Origin of the sequence: Streptomyces shenzhenensis, from assembly GCF_003688995.1 — a bacterium.
GTDB classification, from domain to species: Bacteria; Actinomycetota; Actinomycetes; order Streptomycetales; family Streptomycetaceae; genus Streptomyces; species Streptomyces shenzhenensis_A.
In genome coordinates this window covers 166,947-182,810 of the sequence record NZ_PENI01000005.1, presented here as the reverse complement: position 1 = coordinate 182,810, position 15,864 = coordinate 166,947, and the positions used below count along the sequence as shown (strand labels likewise).

Annotated in this window: 17 protein-coding genes; 9 read left to right on the top strand and 8 right to left on the bottom strand. The window is 74.2% G+C overall.

The features are described from left to right. Positions 1-42: 42 nt before the first annotated feature. Complete coding sequence (locus tag CTZ28_RS10570; RefSeq protein ID WP_121889040.1) at positions 43-702, bottom strand: maleylpyruvate isomerase N-terminal domain-containing protein; 660 nt, start codon at positions 700-702, stop codon at positions 43-45. Between the two features lie 217 nt (positions 703-919). Between CTZ28_RS10570 and CTZ28_RS10565 the strand changes: the two genes are divergently transcribed. Then, entirely contained in the window at positions 920-1,276 is a 357-nt protein-coding gene (locus tag CTZ28_RS10565) for a tetratricopeptide repeat protein (RefSeq protein WP_183154335.1), read from the top strand. 260 nt (positions 1,277-1,536) lie between these two features. Here CTZ28_RS10565 and CTZ28_RS10555 read toward each other — a convergent pair whose 3' ends face one another. Further along, positions 1,537-2,925, bottom strand: a complete 1,389-nt coding sequence (locus CTZ28_RS10555; protein ID WP_121889038.1) for a PepSY-associated TM helix domain-containing protein — start codon at positions 2,923-2,925, stop codon at positions 1,537-1,539. Positions 2,926-3,057: 132 nt separating this feature from the next. Between CTZ28_RS10555 and CTZ28_RS10550 the strand changes: the two genes are divergently transcribed. Beyond that, on the top strand, positions 3,058-3,702 hold the full coding sequence (locus CTZ28_RS10550; RefSeq protein WP_121889037.1) for a peptide deformylase: 645 nt from the start codon (positions 3,058-3,060) through the stop codon (positions 3,700-3,702). Positions 3,703-3,724: 22 nt separating this feature from the next. Here CTZ28_RS10550 and CTZ28_RS10545 read toward each other — a convergent pair whose 3' ends face one another. Then, the gene (locus CTZ28_RS10545; RefSeq protein WP_121889036.1) at positions 3,725-5,152 is read right to left on the bottom strand and encodes a dihydrolipoyl dehydrogenase family protein; all 1,428 of its coding nucleotides are present in this window, start codon (positions 5,150-5,152) and stop codon (positions 3,725-3,727) included. 119 nt (positions 5,153-5,271) lie between these two features. Between CTZ28_RS10545 and trxA the strand changes: the two genes are divergently transcribed. Next, the gene (gene trxA / locus CTZ28_RS10540) at positions 5,272-5,676 is read left to right on the top strand and encodes a thioredoxin (protein ID WP_472926667.1); all 405 of its coding nucleotides are present in this window, start codon (positions 5,272-5,274) and stop codon (positions 5,674-5,676) included. 83 nt (positions 5,677-5,759) lie between these two features. Here the strand turns inward: trxA and CTZ28_RS10535 are convergent, their stop codons facing one another. Beyond that, a complete protein-coding gene (locus CTZ28_RS10535) occupies positions 5,760-6,794 on the bottom strand; it encodes a LacI family DNA-binding transcriptional regulator (RefSeq protein ID WP_259471534.1) in 1,035 nt (344 codons plus the stop codon). A 105-nt stretch (positions 6,795-6,899) separates the two neighbouring features. Here CTZ28_RS10535 and CTZ28_RS10530 point away from each other — a divergent pair, with 105 nt between their 5' ends. Together CTZ28_RS10530 and CTZ28_RS10525 are read left to right on the top strand one after the other, a co-directional pair. Beyond that, positions 6,900-7,583, top strand: a complete 684-nt coding sequence (locus CTZ28_RS10530) for a TetR/AcrR family transcriptional regulator (protein WP_121889034.1) — start codon at positions 6,900-6,902, stop codon at positions 7,581-7,583. 34 nt (positions 7,584-7,617) lie between these two features. Then, entirely contained in the window at positions 7,618-8,754 is a 1,137-nt protein-coding gene (locus CTZ28_RS10525) for an FAD-dependent oxidoreductase (protein ID WP_121889033.1), read from the top strand. Between the two features lie 7 nt (positions 8,755-8,761). Here CTZ28_RS10525 and CTZ28_RS10520 read toward each other — a convergent pair whose 3' ends face one another. Further along, positions 8,762-9,421, bottom strand: a complete 660-nt coding sequence (locus CTZ28_RS10520; protein WP_121889236.1) for a TetR/AcrR family transcriptional regulator — start codon at positions 9,419-9,421, stop codon at positions 8,762-8,764. Positions 9,422-9,539: 118 nt separating this feature from the next. On the opposite strand from CTZ28_RS10520, the gene CTZ28_RS10515 reads away from it, so the two are divergent. After that, a complete protein-coding gene (locus CTZ28_RS10515) occupies positions 9,540-10,097 on the top strand; it encodes an NADPH-dependent FMN reductase (RefSeq protein ID WP_121889032.1) in 558 nt (185 codons plus the stop codon). 770 nt (positions 10,098-10,867) lie between these two features. On the opposite strand, the gene CTZ28_RS10510 is transcribed toward CTZ28_RS10515, so the two are convergent. Beyond that, positions 10,868-12,319, bottom strand: coding sequence for an MFS transporter (locus tag CTZ28_RS10510; RefSeq protein WP_121889031.1), 1,452 nt, complete (start codon positions 12,317-12,319; stop codon positions 10,868-10,870). A 194-nt stretch (positions 12,320-12,513) separates the two neighbouring features. On the opposite strand from CTZ28_RS10510, the gene CTZ28_RS10505 reads away from it, so the two are divergent. The 3 genes from CTZ28_RS10505 (at position 12,514) to CTZ28_RS10495 (ending at position 14,928) form a co-directional block, all read left to right on the top strand. Further along, positions 12,514-12,969: a MarR family winged helix-turn-helix transcriptional regulator gene (locus CTZ28_RS10505; protein ID WP_121889030.1), complete on the top strand. Its 456-nt coding sequence runs from the start codon at positions 12,514-12,516 to the stop codon at positions 12,967-12,969. A 193-nt stretch (positions 12,970-13,162) separates the two neighbouring features. Next, positions 13,163-14,392: an SLC13 family permease gene (locus CTZ28_RS10500; RefSeq protein WP_310887598.1), complete on the top strand. Its 1,230-nt coding sequence runs from the start codon at positions 13,163-13,165 to the stop codon at positions 14,390-14,392. A gap of 38 nt (positions 14,393-14,430) precedes the next feature. Continuing rightward, the gene (locus CTZ28_RS10495; RefSeq protein WP_121889029.1) at positions 14,431-14,928 is read left to right on the top strand and encodes a universal stress protein; all 498 of its coding nucleotides are present in this window, start codon (positions 14,431-14,433) and stop codon (positions 14,926-14,928) included. Between the two features lie 20 nt (positions 14,929-14,948). On the opposite strand, the gene crcB (CTZ28_RS10490) is transcribed toward CTZ28_RS10495, so the two are convergent. Both crcB (CTZ28_RS10490) and crcB (CTZ28_RS10485) read right to left on the bottom strand, forming a co-directional pair. Then, positions 14,949-15,323 (bottom strand): fluoride efflux transporter CrcB, encoded by a 375-nt coding sequence (gene crcB, locus CTZ28_RS10490; protein ID WP_121889028.1) that lies wholly within the window; start codon positions 15,321-15,323, stop codon positions 14,949-14,951. An 11-nt stretch (positions 15,324-15,334) separates the two neighbouring features. After that, positions 15,335-15,823: a fluoride efflux transporter CrcB gene (gene crcB / locus CTZ28_RS10485; RefSeq protein WP_121889027.1), complete on the bottom strand. Its 489-nt coding sequence runs from the start codon at positions 15,821-15,823 to the stop codon at positions 15,335-15,337. Between the last annotated feature and the right edge of the window lie 41 nt (positions 15,824-15,864).

Genomic DNA, 15,864 nt, shown 5'->3' with positions numbered 1-15,864 from the left:
AGCGTCGTGTGCTGTGCGTTCGGTCCGACCATCCGCGTCGAGTCAGATCGCGTTGATTGCCGCGGGCGCTCGCTCCGTTCGGGTCAGCGCCCTCAGCAACGCGGCTTGGCCGTGCCGGCGGGCCGCGAGCCGGGTCAGCAGTACGAGCACCGGTTCGAAGGCGGCCTCCGGGAGGTCCTGGACGGCCAGTCCCACGCTGACGGCGAGATCGTCCCTGTGCACGGTGAGCTCCAGCATCCGGGTGACCAGAAAATCGTCGAGACGCAGCGCCCACCCTGTCTGCGGCATGAACACGGCCTGGTCGCCCGAACACTCCGCGAGCTTGGTCCGCTGCTCGGCGAACGCGGTGCGGGCAAGCTCTGTCAACAACAACGTCCCCTGGGCCGCGATGCCCTCGCTCTTCGCCCGAATGCCGGCGTTGACCTCCCCGTCGAGCGGCGCATCGATCCAGGCGGCTCGGGCGTAATGGTCCAGCAGGGGGATCGGCGCCTCGTGGGGCGGGGACTCCTGCAGGGCGGAGTCGACACACACCTGCAGGGCTGCGCTGACACTCAAGATCTGGTAAGCGAGGTGGCCGGCCAGCCCGCCGACCGTCATCTTGGGCAACGCACTGGGCTGCTCCCACGCCGTGGCGACTTCCGGAGCCTCCAGCAGTGCCACTGCCTGTCCCGCGGCACCCAGGTAGGCGTCTTTGACGTTCATCAAGTCCTCCGTGATCTGAGATCCCCGACGTTAATAGGTCGGCTCCGTGGACCCCGAGGAGTTCGGAGCCATGCTTCGTACGTCGATCAACTCGTGGCTGGCAGCCGGTCGTTGGTGTCGCGGTGCCGGCCGAGGGGGACCACGCAAACGACCGGCCAGGCATGTGGTGGAATTTTCAATCATCGGGTTCCGTTGTGGGCGGCAGAGGAGGTCACGAGTGGAGACGACGTACTACGACCACGGAACCGCGGCCGAGCGCTGGGAGCGCGGGCGGCAGTTCTTCGATGCGCAGGACTACGCGGGCGCGGCGCGCGTGCTGGCCCGGCTGGTCGATGAGGTGCCGGAGCAGACCGGCCCCCGGCTGCTGCTGGCCCGCGCCTACTACCACTCGGCCCAACTGAGCCGCGCCGAGGCCGAGTTGCGGGTGATCGTGGAGCGCGACCCGGTGGAGCACTACGCCCGGCTGATGCTGGGCCGCACGCTCCAGCGGCAGGCGCGGCACGACGAGGCGGAGACGCATCTGCGGATCGCCTCGGCACTCGCGGGCGACTTCGCGGACGACCGGGACGACTGACCGTCCCGTGCCCCGGGCCCGGTTCCGGCAGGAACCGGGCCCTCGCCATGCGGCGCGGGTCCCGCCGCGGCCAGGGCCGCGAGCGTCGGCGCCGCCAGCAGGGAGCGCCGCACCTGTTCGTCGCCGGGCGCCAGGACGGCCTCGCGGTCCCGTTCGCCGTCGAGGAGGCGGCGCAGCGAGGCGCGCCACGCCGGCGGCCGGGGTCCATGCGAAGGAGCGGCCGGGTCGGGACCACGCTGATCGGCGCCGGTTCCGCTGCCTCAGGCGCGCCGCTCGCGGCGGTGGGCTATCTCGCCGAGCACGATGTCCACGGCGATGAACGCGGCCAGCGGGATGCCGAGCAGCGGAACGAAGTAGCCGAGCACGGCCGTCACCGCGAGCGCGGGGACCAGGACGTACGGGGACACCTGCGCCCAGGCGCCGCGCGGTATGGGCCGGCCGAAGGCGGAGCCGCGACCGCGCTGCCACCACATGCGGTAGCCCCACAGGATGAGCAGCACCAGGGCGAGCGCGAGCAGTGCCAGGGCGATCTGGTTGACGATCCCGAACAGGCTGCCGCTGTGCAGGTCGATGCCCCAGCGGGAGAGCTTGGCGAGCACCGGGTAGTCGTCGAACCGCAGGACGTCGGTGACCTGTCCGGTGGCCGGGTCGACGGCGACCGCGTCCTGTTTCTCGGGCCAGCTACGCTGGATCTGCTTGACGACGTACGCCGAGTCGGCGTCGGCGGGCGGGACGATCTCCACGGGGTCGCTCAGGTCCTGCGCCCGGGCCGCCGCGAGCACCGTGTCCAGGCCGACACCGTGCCCGGCGTCCCCGCCGGTGCCGGCCGCCGCGCCGTGGCCCGTGTGCTCGCCGCCGGCCGCTGCCGCCGACACCTCCGGGGTGGCCTGGCCGAGCGTGGTGCGCAGTTCGGCGATGTTCGCACCGGCGTACGTCGACCAGGTCAGGCCGGTCGCCGACAGGAAGACGAAGCCGGCCGCGGCCCAGACGCCGATGCTGCCGTGCAGGCCGAGGGTGCGGCGCCGCCCGCTGGTCCCCCGTACCTTGCGCAGGGCGCGCCGCCGGGAGAACCACAGCACGAGCCCGCCGCCCGCGATCACCCACAGCCAGCTGGCGGCCAGTTCGCTGTAGAGCCGGCCGGGGTCGCCGAGGTGCAGATCGCGATGGAACTCGTCGATCCAGGTGCGCAGGGGCAGCGCGCCGCTCGTGCCGTACTGCTCCAGCGCGCCGCGCACGGTCCCGGTGTACGGGTCGACGAAGACGGCGAGGGTGTGGCCCGGGTCGACGCCGGGGACGCCGGTGAGCAGCACCCGGGTGGTGGCGTCGGGCGCCGGGGCGGGGCGCACGGCGGAGACGGTGCCCTCGGGGTGTGCCTTGCGGGCGGCGGCCACCTGCTCGGAGACGGGCACCTCGGTCGGCCCGACCGGGACGGTCAGTTCGTGGGAGTAGAGCAGCTTCTCCGCCTGGTACGAGCAGGCGTACAGGAATCCGGTCGCGGCGGCGATCAGCAGGAACGGGGCGACGAGCAGGCCGGCGTAGAAGTGCAGGCGCAGCACCAGGGGGCGCAGCGGGGCCCAGCGGCTCGGGGAGGGCGCCGGGGCGGGGGGCCGGGGGGCCTCGTCCGTGGTGGTCGGGGGAGCGGTGGACATCGGCGGCTTCTCCGGGGACTCGATCCTCAAGGATGACGATCCAGTGGTCGGAGCGCCGGGCGGTCGAGTTCCCGGGAATCGAGGTGATGTGCGTCACATGGCCTGCGGAGGCCGCCGTGTCATGCTGGCGCGATGGCACCTCCCACTGATCGCACGCCCCTCGCCGAGCGGGTCGAGGAACTCCTCGCCGGCGACGGCCCGTTGCCCATCGTGGCGGCCGGCGACCCCGTGCTGCGCCGCCCCGCCGAACCGTTCGACGGGCAGCTGGAGCCCGCGCTGCTGGCCCGCTTCGTCGAGGCCCTGCGCGACACCATGCACGCGGCGCCGGGCGTCGGGCTCGCCGCACCGCAGGTCGGGGTGGGGCTGCGGATCGCGGTCGTCGAGGACCCGGCGACGGTGCCGGACGAGGTGCGGCTGGCCCGCGGCCGGGTGCCGCAGCCCTTCCGGGTGCTGGTGAACCCGTCGTACGCGCCGGTGGGCGGCGGCCGGGCCGCCTTCTTCGAGGGCTGCCTGAGCGTGCCGGGCTGGCAGGCGGTGGTGGCCCGGCACGCCGAGGTGCGGCTGCGCGGCGCGGACGAGCACGGCCGCGCCCTGGACGAGGTGGTCACCGGGTGGCCCGCCCGGATCGTGCAGCACGAGACGGACCACTTGGCCGGGACCTTGTATCTCGACCGCGCCGAACTGCGTTCCCTGTCCTCGAACACGGCGATGACGGAGCAGTGGACCCAGCCGACGCCCGAGGCCGCCGCCGCGGCCCTGGGCTTCGAACTGCCGTGAAACGGCGGGCGGGCCGGCGCGGTCAGCCCCGGTAGGCCTCCAGCAGGCGCAGCCACACCTCGCTGATCGTCGGATACGACGGGACGGCGTGCCACAGGCGGCTGACCGGGACCCGTCCGGCGACGGCGACGGTCGCCGAGTGGATCAGCTCGCCGACGCCGGGCCCGACGAAGGTGACCCCGCGCAGGATCTCGTCCTCCAGGTCGACGACCATGCGGGCGCGGCCCTTGTAGCCGTCGCCGTACAGGCCCGCGCCGGCCACCGAGGAGAACTCGACGTCGACGGCCCGCACCCGGTGGCCGGCCTGCTCCGCCTCCGCCAGGGAGAGCCCGACGGCGGCGGCCTCGGGGTCGGTGAAGACGACCTGGGGTACGGCGTGGTGGTCGGCGGTGGCCGTGTACGCGTTCCAGGGTTCGGCCGCGACGGGGTCGCCCGCGGCCCGGGCACCGATGGCGGCGCCCGCGATCCGGGCCTGGTACTTGCCCTGGTGGGTGAGGAGCGCGCGGTGGTTGACGTCGCCGACCGCGTACAGCCAGTCGGTTCCGGTGACCCGGAGGCTGTCGTCGACCGGCAGCCAGGACCCGGGTTCCAGGCCGACGGTGCCGAGCCCGATGTCGTCGGTGTGCGGGACGCGGCCGGTGGCGAAGAGGATCTCGTCGCCCTCGACGCGGTCGCCGGCCGCGGTCAGCGCGACGACGGTGCCGTTCTCCCGTGCCACCGACGCGACGGAGGTGCCGGTGCGGACCTCGGCGCCGGCGTCCGCGAGCGCCTCGGCGACCAGTTCGCCGGCGAAGGGCTCCATCCGGGGGAGCAGTCCCTTGCCCCGGACCAGCATGGTGACCTGGGAGCCGAGAGCCTGCCAGGCGGTGGCCATCTCGGTGGCGACCACCCCGCCGCCCACCACGATCAGCCGGCCGGGCACGGACTTCGAGCTGGTCGCCTCCCGGCTGGTCCACGGCTGCACGTCGGCGAGTCCGGGCAGGTCGGGCAGCAGGGCGCGGGTGCCGGTGCAGACGGCCACGGCGTGCCGGGCGGTGAGGGTCCGCACGGCGCCGTCGGGGCCGGTCACGGTGACCGTGCGGGGACCGGCCAGGCGGCCGTGGCCGCGGTACAGGTCGGCGCCGATGCCCTCGACCCACCCGGCCTGCCCGTCGTCCTTCCAGTGCGAGGTGTACTCGTCCCGCCGGGCGAGCACCGCGGGTGCGTCGAGGGGGCCCTGTACGGCCTGGCTCAGGCCCGGAAGGCGGCGGGCGTCGGCGCGGGCGATGACCGGGCGCAGCAGGGCCTTGCTGGGCATGCACGCCCAGTAGGAGCACTCGCCGCCGACCAGTTCGCTCTCCACGATCGCGGTGGACAGGCCGGCCGCCCGGGTGCGGTCGGCCACGTTCTCGCCCACCGGCCCGGCCCCGAGCACCACGACGTCGTAAGCGATGGATTCCGTTTCCGTCATGGGGACAAGTCTGGTGGGTGGTGTGCCGGGAGGCCACACGGGGTGTGCCCGGCGGCCACCCGGGTACGTGGCCGGAATACCTACGCGGGCGGCCGTGTTCCGCAGACGGCTTCGCCCCCATACACAGGAAGAGGGAATCACGCATGAGCAGCACCGTGGAGCTCACCAAGGAGAACTTCGACCAGACGGTCACGGAGAACGAGTTCGTCCTGATCGACTTCTGGGCGTCCTGGTGCGGCCCGTGCCGTCAGTTCGCGCCGGTGTACGACAAGGCGGCCGAGGAGAACCCGGATCTGGTGTTCGGCAAGGTGGACACCGAGGCACAGCCGGAGCTGGCCGCGGCCTTCAACATCCAGTCGATCCCGACGCTGATGATCGTCCGCGATCAGGTCGCCGTCTTCGCCCAGCCGGGCGCGCTGCCCGAGGCCGCCCTGACGGACGTCATCGGGCAGGCCCGCAAGCTGGACATGGACGAGGTCCGCAAGAGCATCGCCGCGCAGCAGTCGAGCGCCCCGGGCGAGTGAGCCCGGGGACACCCTGAGGAGCGCCGGACCCGCCGGGCGGAGGACGGCGTGCCGGACCGGCCGGGGCCGGTGCGCGGCCCCGGTCAGCTGGACTCGCGGCGTACCACGGACGCTCCGAGCACCTGGTGCGCCTCGGGCGCGAGACCGGGGTCGCGCACGGCGCGGTCGACGAGGTCGGCGAGGTCGCGCCCGGCCGGCAGCTCGATGTGGATGGTACTGAGCCGGGGCCGCAGCAGCCGGCCCAGCATCAGGTCGTCGGCGCCGAGCACGGCGGTGTCGTCGGGGATGCGCACCCCCTCGTCCTGCAGGGCGCGCATCAGCAGCATGGCGTACTCGTCGTTGTACGCGAACACCGCGTCCAGGCCGAACCGGCGCCAGCTCGCGGCGAGTTCGGCGGCGGCCCGCTCCTCGTAGGCGAGCGGCAGCTCGGTCACCTCGGCGTCCGTGCCGCGCAGCGCCGCGCGCACGCCCGCGAGCCGCGGCCGGGAGAAGGGTTCGAGTCCGGGCTCCGCGGGGACGACGACGCCGATGCGGCGCCGGCCGCGGGCGTACAGGTGGGCGCCGGCGCAGTGTCCGACGCCGTCGTGGTCCAACAGCACGGCGTGCGCCCCCTCGACGCGCTCGGGGCCCACCGTGACCACGGCCCGGGCGCCGGCCCGTCTGAGCAGCGCGACGCCCCGGGGGCCGGGCCCGGAGCCCGGCACCAGCACCGCGACGGGCCGCAACTCGGCCCAGGCGCGGGCGGCTTCGTCGCCGTGCAGCCCGACGCTGCCGTACTGGACGACCGTGTAGCCCAGGCGGCCGAGGGCCCACTGGAGTTCGCTGATGAACCGGCCGTACAGCGGGCCCACCGGGAAGGCCGGGGCGGGCATCAGCACCATCCGGCTGTGTCCGGCGCGTAGGCTGCGGGCGGCCGCGTGCGGCACGTAGCCGAGTTCCTCGGCGGCCTCGCGGACGCGGCGGCGCGTGGGCTCGCTGATCCGGGCCGCGCCGGTGTTGTTGAGGACGTAGGAGACGGTCGCGCGCGAGACGCCGGCCAGGCGGGCGACATCGGCGCTCGTGGGGACGGAGCGCGGTGCGGGCGACGCGGACGCGGGCGTGTTCGGTATCTGCACCATGACGTACCGCATCTTGGCAGAAGCCGGCGGTGGGGAGGGCCGCACCGTCGCGAACACGTTCGTTACGAACTTGTTCGCGCCGAACATGTTCGTTACGGTGTCTCCATGACAGCCCGCCCCGACTCCCCCCGCAGCCGCCGCGAACGCCCGGCCAAGCCCGCCCTGACCAGGGAGGGCATCGTCGCCGCCGCCGTCGCCGTACTGCGCGCCGAGGGACTGCAGAAGGTCACCATGCGGCGCCTGGCACAGGAACTCGACACCGGCCCGGCCTCGCTGTACGTGTACGTCCGCAACACCCACGAGCTGCACGCCGCCGTCCTCGACGAACTGCTCGGCACGGTCGGGCGGGCCCCGGCGCACGGCTCCTGGCGGGAGCGGCTGGCCGCGGTGCTCACCGCGTACACCGAGATGCTCCTCGGCCATCCGACGCTCGCCCGGTCCGCGCTGACCACCCGCCCGTCCGGCCCCCACTATCTGAACCTGATCGAGACGCTGCTGGCGCTGCTCGACGAGGGCGGGGTGCCGCCCGCGCAGGCCGCGTGGGGCGTGGACCTGCTGTTGCAGCACGCCACGGCGACGGCCGCCGAGCACGCCGGACAGGACGACTCCCCCGGTGCCCGCGAGGAGTGGGACGCGCTCGACCGGGCCGTGCGCGGGGCGTCCGAGCGTACCCACCCGCAGCTCGCCGCGACCGCCGGCCTGCTGGTCTCGGGGGCGCCCGAGGCGCGGCTGGCGTGGGCCTTCCACGCGCTGCTCAACGGCATCGAGCGGACCGCCGTACCCGACTGACCGACCCGTCGACCGACCCTCGGAGGAGACCGTGATGACCACCGCCCACCACCCGATCACCGTCGTCGGAGCCGGACTCGGCGGGCTCGCCCTCGCCCGCGTCCTGCATGTGCACGGCATCGAGGCGACCGTCCTCGACCTGGACGACTCCCCCGCCGCCCGCACCCAGGGCGGCATGCTCGACATCCACGAGGACTCCGGTCAGCAGGCCCTGCGCGCCGCCGGGCTGCACGACGCGTTCCGCACGCGCGTCCACCCGGGCGGCCAGGAGATGCGGATCCTCGACCGGAGCGCCGCGGTGCTCATGGCGCAGGTGGACGACGGCTCGGGCGGGCGCCCCGAGATCGACCGCGGCGACCTGCGCGACCTGCTGCTCGGCTCGCTGCCGCCGGGCACCGTCCGCTGGGGCGCGAAGGTCACGGCGGCGCGCCCGCTCGGCGGCGGCCGGCACGAGGTCGCGCTCGCCGACGGCCGCACCCTCACCACGGACCTGCTGGTCGGCGCCGACGGCGCCTGGTCGCGGGTCCGGCCGCTCCTCTCGGCGGCCCGACCCGCGTATACCGGCGTATCGTTCGTGGAGGCGGACCTGCGGGAGGCCGACGCGCGCCATCCGGTGGCCGCGGAGGTGGTCGGCGGCGGCATGCTGTTCGCGCTCGCACCGGGCCGGGGCTTCCTCGCGCATCGCGAGACCGACGGCAGCCTGCATGTGTACGCCGCCCTGGAGGTGGCCGAGGAGTGGCTGGACGGGATCGACTTCGGTGACGGCGACGCCGCCGAGGCGGCCGTGCTTGAGCACTTCGCGGACTGGGACAAGAGCCTGCGGACGCTGGTCGCGGACGCGGACGGCGCGCTGGTGCCGCGGCGGATCCACGCGCTGCCGGTCGGCCACCGCTGGGCGCGCGTCCCCGGCGTCACACTGCTCGGTGACGCCGCCCATCTGATGTCACCGTTCGCGGGCGAGGGCGCGAACCTGGCGCTGCTCGACGGGGCCGAACTGGGCCTCGCGCTCGCCGCGCACCCGGGCGACGCCGAGGCCGCCCTGTCCGCCTACGAGGAGCGGCTGTTCCCCCGCAGCGAGCGGTCCGCGGCCGAGTCCGCGCGCAGCGCCGCGCTGCTCTTCCGCGGCGACGCCCCGCAGGGGCTGCTGGACGAGTTCGCCGCGCACGGCTGAGCGGGGTTCAACAGCAGAAGTCCGTGCGGGTCACGCGGGCGACCAGGTCCAGCCAGCCGGCCTCGAGCCGCTCCAGCGGCATGCCGCACTGCCGGGTGAGGTGATGGACCAGGACAGGGCTCAGATAGCCCATCAGGGTCTGCGCCAGCAGCTCGCAGTCCGCCGCGGGCACGGCCTGCCGCAGCAGCAGCACCACATGGCCGTGCAGGACGCGGCGCGGCGCCGCCGAGAAGCGGCGCTCGGGGTGGGGTTCGGCCGCCAGTTGCAGTTCCAGTTCGTCGCCCGTGCGGCGCAGCAGGGCGACGCCGAACGCGCCCAGCCGCTCCACCGGCCCGGCGCCGGGCCCCAGCGGCGGGGGGCCGCTCATGAACGCGGCCTGGAACTTCTTCTCCGAGTGGTCCAGCAGGGCCGTCAGCAGGCCGGTGCGGTCGCCGAAGCGGCGGAAGACGGTGCCCTTGCCCACCGAGGCGGCCGCGGCCACCGCCTCCATCGTGAGATTCGCGGCGCCCTGCTCCCGCACCAGACAGGCCGCGGCCTCCAGCAGCCGGGCCCGGTTCCGGGCGGCGTCGGCACGCAGACAGGGCTCGTCGTCCGCCGAACCGAAGGCGAGCAGCGGCATGTCTACCGGCTCCGGGGGCGGCGTAAGGGGCGGCAGGGCGCTGGACATGAACACAGCGTAAAGCACTCAGCCGGAACTGGACCGCGGTCCGGTTAGCCTGGTACAAATTTAAGCGGACCTCGGTCCGGTTCGTAACGGCAATGTTTCAGCCCTCTCTGGAGTTCCCATGTCTGTTCGCATACTCGCCCTCGTCGGCAGCCTCCGCGCCGGTTCCACCAACCGTCAGCTGGCCGAGGCCGCCGTGCAGGTCGCTCCCGAGGGCGCCGACGTCACGGTGTTCGAGGGGCTGGCCGAGATCCCGTTCTACAACGAGGACATCGACGTCGAGGGCAGCGTCCCGGCCGCCGCCGCCAAGCTGCGCGAGACCGCCCAGGCCGCCGATGCGTTCCTGCTCTTCTCCCCCGAGTACAACGGCACCATCCCGGCCGTGCTGAAGAACGCCATCGACTGGCTGTCCCGCCCGTACGGGTCCAGCGGCTTCGGCGGCAAGCCGGTCGCCGTGATCGGCACCGCGTTCGGCCAGTACGGCGGCGTGTGGGCCCAGGACGAGGCCCGCAAGGCCGTGGGCATCGCCGGTGGCAAGGTCATCGAGGACATCAAGCTGTCCATTCCCAGCTCGGTGACCCGCTTCGCCGAGACCCACCCCTCCGACGACGCCGAGGTCGTCGCCCAGCTGACCGAGGTCGTCGCCCGGCTGCACGGCAACGTGGGCGCCGCGGCCTGATCCCCACACCCCACGGGGGCCGGAACCCACCCGGGTTCCGGCCCCCGCCGCGTTTCCGTGATCCGGTGGGATCAGCTCGGCCTCCCGGGCGGGCCCAGCACGTGTGCCGCGTACGCGGCCGGGTGGCGGTGTGCGTGCCGCCCGGGGCGGGCCTGCCGCGGGCGGCGCGTCGGGGTGCGCTCCGCGACTTGGCGGGACCGGCCTGGCCTCTTGGGCGGACCGCCGGTTCATCTCCTGGTGCGTCACGTGCCGCTGGAGCCTGGTGCGATGGGTTCGCCGGAGGAGCGGGGCGGATTGACCGAGGTGCGCGCGGCGTCCGGGATGGGGCCGCCGTGGCGGTCTTCGCGGGCGGCGTTTCGCCCGGCCGCTCGCGTGGCCTCGGCCCGCCGGGGATGGTCCCACCGTCTGGCGCACTGCCGGTCAAGTCCGCCGTGCCGCGCTCACCCCGGTCGGTCGACCCGCCCCGTTCCCCGGCGAACCAGCCGAATCCACGTCCCACTCGTACCCGGCGCCCCCCGAACCCCGGCCGCGCACACCGGGTCGGCCGACGCGGGACCCGCCTGCGCCGGGGAGCTGCCACCAACGTCCAGGAACACCGGAACTCACCCCTCGCCGCACCTCGGCCCACCCAGATCGGACAGGCCGACCCCGCTCCGGCACGGCGCCCACGGCAGACCCACCCCACGCGCCGCACACACCACCACCCGAATCCCGGCCGCGGCACGCTCAGGCCACCCGCCTCCCGGAACACCGGAATTCACTGATCGCCGTCAGACCGTGGCTTCCTCGGGGGCGGGGGTCTGGTTCGGGGTGTCCTCGGGGGTCAGGGTGGTGCGGGCGGCGGGGATGAACGCCGCGATCGCCGCGGAGATCAGGGCGAGGCCGCCGCCGACCAGCAGGGCGGTGCGGAAGCCCGCCTCGGAGGCGAAGGTGTGGCCGCCCATGGTGGTGGTCATCTGGGCCAGGATCACACCGATGACCGCGGCACCGATCGAGGTGCCGAGCGACCGCATGAGGGTGTTGAAGCCGTTCGCCGCCGCCGTCTCGGAGACCGGCACGGACCCCATGATCAGGGCGGGCATCGAACCGTAGGCGAGGCCCACGCCGCTGCTGGTGACGATGCCGACGAGCATCAGGCCCCAGGCCGTGCCCATCAGCGGCATGGACAGACCGTAGCCGGCGGCGATCACCAGCGCCCCGGCGACCAGGGTGAACTTGGGTCCGCGGGCGTTGGTGAGCTTGCCGCCGAGCGGAGAGACGATCATCATCATGATGCCGCCGGGGGCCATCCACAGGCCGGCCGCGAGCATCGACTGGCCGAGGCCGTAGCCGGTGGCCGCGGGGAACTGCAGCAGCTGCGGCATCACCAGCATGCTCGCGTACATGCCGAAGCCGACGAAGACGGAGGCGAGGTTGGTGAGCAGCACCCGGGGCCGGGCGGTGGTGCGCAGGTCGATCAGCGGGTCACCGGTGCGCAGCTCCCACCGGCCCCAGGCGGCGAGCACCACGACGGCGACGGCGAACAGGCCGAGAGTGGTCGCCGAACCCCAGCCCCAGTCGGCGCCCTTGGAGATCGCGAGCAGCAGAGAGACCAGGGCGATGCCGAGGCCGACCGCGCCGGGCAGGTCGAAGCGCTGCCCCTTGGCCGCGGCCGGGACGTCCGGGATCAGGAACCAGATCAGCACCGCGACGACGACGGCGAGCCCCGCGGAGCCCCAGAACAGCACGCGCCAGTCGGCGTACTGGGCGACCGCCGCGGCGAGCGGCAGGCCGAGGCCGCCGCCGATCCCCATCGACGCGCTGACCAGTGCGATCGAGGAGCTGAGCTTCTCCATGGGCACCACGTCGCGCAGCAGGGCTATGCCGAGGGGCAGCATGCCCATGCCCATGCCCTGCAGCCCACGCCCGATGATCATCGTGACGACGGAGGACGACAGGGCGCACACCACCGAGCCCGCGATCAGCGGCACGGCGCACACGAGCAGCATGCGCCGCTTGCCCACGAGGTCGCCGAGACGACCCACGACGGGGACGCAGACGGCGGCCACCAGCAAGGTGACGGTGATCACCCAGGCGGCGTTCGACGACGACGTGTGCAGAATCTGCGGCAGCTCCGCGATGAGCGGGGTGACCAGGGTCTGCATGATCGCTGCCGTGATGCCGGCGAGCGCAAGGGTCGCGACCACACCGCCTGCGCGGGCCGTCGGCTTGGGGGCGTCCATGTGTAGGGACTCCTCGACTTTCTGTCATGGGTGACGCGCGCCATGGAGGCGGGTGCCGGGTGAAGGATGTGCATCGTACATGCCGTATGTATCCAGCATGTGATGTGGCCCGTACACGCACATGTGCCAGGATGAAACGGCCGTACGCGGGGAGATACAGCGCGACGGCCGCACGGGCAGGGAGGCTCAGGCACATGATCAGGCCGACGCACGAGGTCGAGTACGAGCAGATGCTGCTCAGCCGCCACACGTTCATGAACCAGATGGGCGGGCGGCGCAAGGACAGCGTCCTGGAACGCAGCGCGTACATCCTGCTCAGCCGCATCCGCGTCCAGGGGCCGATGTCGATCGGGGAGCTGAGCGACGCCTTCGGGCTCGACGCCTCCACGCTCAACCGGCAGACCGCCGCGGCCATGCGCGCCGGTCTGGTGGAACGCATCCCCGACCCGGCCGGCGGCATGGCGCGCAAGTTCCGCATCACCGAGCAGGGGGCGCGCCTGCTGGACGAGGAGCGCGAGGGCATCGTGCGCAGCCTGGACCTGGTCATGGCGGACTGGTCGGCCGAGGACATCGCCGCCTTCGCCGGCTATCTCAAGCGTTTCAACTCCGGCATCGAACGCATCGGCGGCCGGCCCTGGCCCCGCCCGTAGCGCACCCCCGTAGCGCACCCCCGTAGCGCACGACCACGCCCGCGGCACGCAGACCCCGCCCGGGGCCTGACCGGCGTCACCGCCCAGGGGTGCGACCCTTGAGCGGAGCCGATCACCGGCGGGCCCGTCGGTGCCCTGTCGCGGGAGGAAAACGCACCTGAGTACCACCACCGTCGTCACCGAGACCGTCTCGGTGGTCCTGCTGCTGGGCGTGCTGGCCTTCGCCGTCGTACGGCCGCGCGGGCTCCCGGAAGCCACCGCGGCCGTCCCGGCGGCGGCCCTCGCCGTGGCGGTGGGCGCCGTGTCCGCCGCGGACGCCTGGCAGCAGACGCGCACCCTGCTGCCGGTGGTCGTGTTCCTCGCGCTGATCCTGATGCTCGCCCAACTGTGCGCGGACGAGGGCCTGTTCGAGGCGGCCGGGGCCGCCGTCGCGCGCTGGTGCGGCGGCAGCCCGCGGCGGCTGCTCACCGGAGTCTTCGCGGTCGCCGCCGCGATCACGGCCGTGCTCAGCCTGGACGCGACCGTCGTCCTGCTCACGCCCGTGGTGTTCGCCACCGCCGCCCGGGTCGGCGCGCGGGCCCGCCCGCAGGTGTACGCGACCGCGCACCTGGCCAACTCCGCCTCCCTGCTGCTGCCGGTGTCGAATCTGACGAACCTGCTGGCGTTCGCGGCCAGTGGGCTGTCCTTCACCCGGTTCGCGGCCCTGATGGCGCTGCCCTGGCTCGCCGCCGTCGCGGTCGAGTACGCCGTCTTCCGCCGCTTCTTCCGCGCCGACCTGGCCGTGGCCCCGGTGCCCGGCCCGGCGGCCGGCAGGGATCCGGGCGTGCCGGTGTTCACCCTGGTCGTGGTGGCCCTGACGCTGGGCGGCTTCGTGGTGACGTCGTTCGCGGGGCTCGCACCCGCGTGGGCGGCGCTCGCCGGGGTGCTGGTGCTCGGCGGGCGGGCGCTGGCGCAGCGCCGGACCGGGCCGCGCGCACTGGTCACCGCGGCGGCCCCGCTGTTCTGCCTGTTCGTGCTCGCCCTCGGCATCGTGGTGAAGGCCGTCGTCGACAACGGCCTGGACACCGGGCTCGGCCGGCTGCTGCCCGCCGGGACCTCGCTGCCCGCGCTCCTCGGTGTCGCGGCCGTGGCGGCGCTGCTCGCCAACGTGATCAACAATCTGCCCGCGGTGCTGGCGCTGCTGCCCCTCGTTCAGCCGGGCGGTGCAGGACCGGTCCTCGCGGTGCTGATCGGCGTCAACCTCGGCCCCAACCTCACCTATGTGGGCTCGCTCGCCACCCTGCTGTGGCGGCGCGTCCTGCACGCCCACGACACCCGGGCCGAACTCGGCTCCTTCACCCGGCTCGGCCTGGTGACCGTTCCGGCCACGCTGCTTGCCTCCACCCTGGCCCTGTGGGGGATGCTGCACCTCGTGGGGACCTGACCGGGCACCACCGCCACGGACCACCGCCGGAGCCGCCGATGAGCGTCATCGTCTGGATCGTCGAGGGCACCTGGCCCGCCTGCGTCGACGCGGCGCGCGCCCGTGCCGCCCCGGGCGAGGAGATCGCGCTGCTGTACGTCCGCGACGACGCCCTCGCCGAGACCGCGCACGGCGCGTTCGCCGGGCTGCTCGGCCGCGGGCGTCCCGAGCGCGACCCGGGCACCAGCCTGGAGCGGCTCGCCGCGGCCTCCGGGCGGGACCTGCTGCGGGCCGCCGCCGACCGGCTGGGGCGCCCGTGCACATGCGTGGAGCGCGGCGGCCGAGTGGAGCGGGAGGTCGTCGCCGCGGCGCGGGACGCCGGTCTGCTGGTCTGCGCCCGGGACGGCGACCCGGCACGGCTCGGCCCGCGGAGCCTCGGGCCGGCCACCCGGTTCGTCGTCGACCACGCCCCCTGCCCGGTCCTGCTGGTCTGGCCCGGCGAGGCCCCGCGCACCCCGCTCCCGCCACCCCCGCCGCACCCGGGCCACCGCCCCTGACGGACCCTCCCCGGCGGCCGTCAGCCCCACAGCGCCGCGGCGCAGGCGGCTCCGGTGAACGCCGCGCCCAGGCCGGCCACCACGCTGGCGACCGCGTTGGCGGCGGCCAGGAACCGCGCCCCGTCCTGCGCCAGGCGCAGCGTCTCGTACGAGAACGTCGAGTACGTCGTGAGCGCCCCGCACAGCCCGGTGCCCAGCGCCAGTTGCACCCGGTCCGAGGCGGCCCCGGCCGTCGCGGCCCCCGCCAGCAGTCCGAGGACCAGACAGCCGACGACGTTCACGGTCAAGGTGCCCCAGGGGAAGCCGGTGTCGTGCCGCCGCTGCACGGCCCGGTCGGTGAGGTACCGCAGCGGGGCACCGACCGTCCCGCCGGCCACGACCAGCAGCCAGTTCATGCCCGCGCCCGTCATCGCCGGCCCCGCCGTGCCGCCAGCGCGCGGCGGGTCGCCGTCGCCGCGAGCCACACCGCCGTGAGCGCCGCCGCCAACGTCGCGGCCAGATAGGCCAGGGCGGTGCCCGGACGTCCCTCGGTCACCAGCCGCTGGATGTCCACGGCGTAGGTGGAGAAGGTCGTGAAGCCGCCGAGCACGCCCGTGCCGAAGAACGGCCGCACCAGCGGGTGGACCGCACCGGCCTCGCCGATGAGCACCATGAACGCGCCGATCACCGCGCAGCCGGCCGTGTTGACCCACAGGACCGTCCACGGAAAGGCGTTCGGGGCGGTCGGCCATAGCAGGGCGGCGCCGTACCGTGCCGCCGCGCCGATCCCGCCGCCGACCGCCACCACCGCCACGACCGGCGCCTGTCCCGGTCCGGGCAGCCGTCGGGCGGGGGTGCGCGGTGCGCTGCCGGGACGCGGGAGCCGCGCCGCCGTCCTGGAGTCCGGGGCCGTCATGAGATGTGTCTCCTACTCGCCGGGGGCCCGCGCATGCGGGC

Excerpts from the sequence above, each read along its gene's own strand:
- CTZ28_RS10570 (WP_121889040.1), bottom strand. The coding sequence starts at position 702 with ATGAACGTCAAAGACGCCTACCTGGGTGCCGCGGGACAGGCAGTGGCA.
- CTZ28_RS10555 (WP_121889038.1), bottom strand. The coding sequence starts at position 2,925 with ATGTCCACCGCTCCCCCGACCACCACGGACGAGGCCCCCCGGCCCCCC.
- CTZ28_RS10550 (WP_121889037.1), top strand. The coding sequence starts at position 3,058 with ATGGCACCTCCCACTGATCGCACGCCCCTCGCCGAGCGGGTCGAGGAA.
- CTZ28_RS10545 (WP_121889036.1), bottom strand. The coding sequence starts at position 5,152 with ATGACGGAAACGGAATCCATCGCTTACGACGTCGTGGTGCTCGGGGCC.
- CTZ28_RS10535 (WP_259471534.1), bottom strand. The coding sequence starts at position 6,794 with ATGGTGCAGATACCGAACACGCCCGCGTCCGCGTCGCCCGCACCGCGC.
- CTZ28_RS10530 (WP_121889034.1), top strand. The coding sequence starts at position 6,900 with ATGACAGCCCGCCCCGACTCCCCCCGCAGCCGCCGCGAACGCCCGGCC.
- CTZ28_RS10525 (WP_121889033.1), top strand. The coding sequence starts at position 7,618 with ATGACCACCGCCCACCACCCGATCACCGTCGTCGGAGCCGGACTCGGC.
- CTZ28_RS10520 (WP_121889236.1), bottom strand. The coding sequence starts at position 9,421 with ATGTCCAGCGCCCTGCCGCCCCTTACGCCGCCCCCGGAGCCGGTAGAC.
- CTZ28_RS10515 (WP_121889032.1), top strand. The coding sequence starts at position 9,540 with ATGTCTGTTCGCATACTCGCCCTCGTCGGCAGCCTCCGCGCCGGTTCC.
- CTZ28_RS10510 (WP_121889031.1), bottom strand. The coding sequence starts at position 12,319 with ATGGACGCCCCCAAGCCGACGGCCCGCGCAGGCGGTGTGGTCGCGACC.
- CTZ28_RS10505 (WP_121889030.1), top strand. The coding sequence starts at position 12,514 with ATGATCAGGCCGACGCACGAGGTCGAGTACGAGCAGATGCTGCTCAGC.
- CTZ28_RS10495 (WP_121889029.1), top strand. The coding sequence starts at position 14,431 with ATGAGCGTCATCGTCTGGATCGTCGAGGGCACCTGGCCCGCCTGCGTC.
- crcB (WP_121889028.1), bottom strand. The coding sequence starts at position 15,323 with ATGAACTGGCTGCTGGTCGTGGCCGGCGGGACGGTCGGTGCCCCGCTG.
- crcB (WP_121889027.1), bottom strand. The coding sequence starts at position 15,823 with ATGACGGCCCCGGACTCCAGGACGGCGGCGCGGCTCCCGCGTCCCGGC.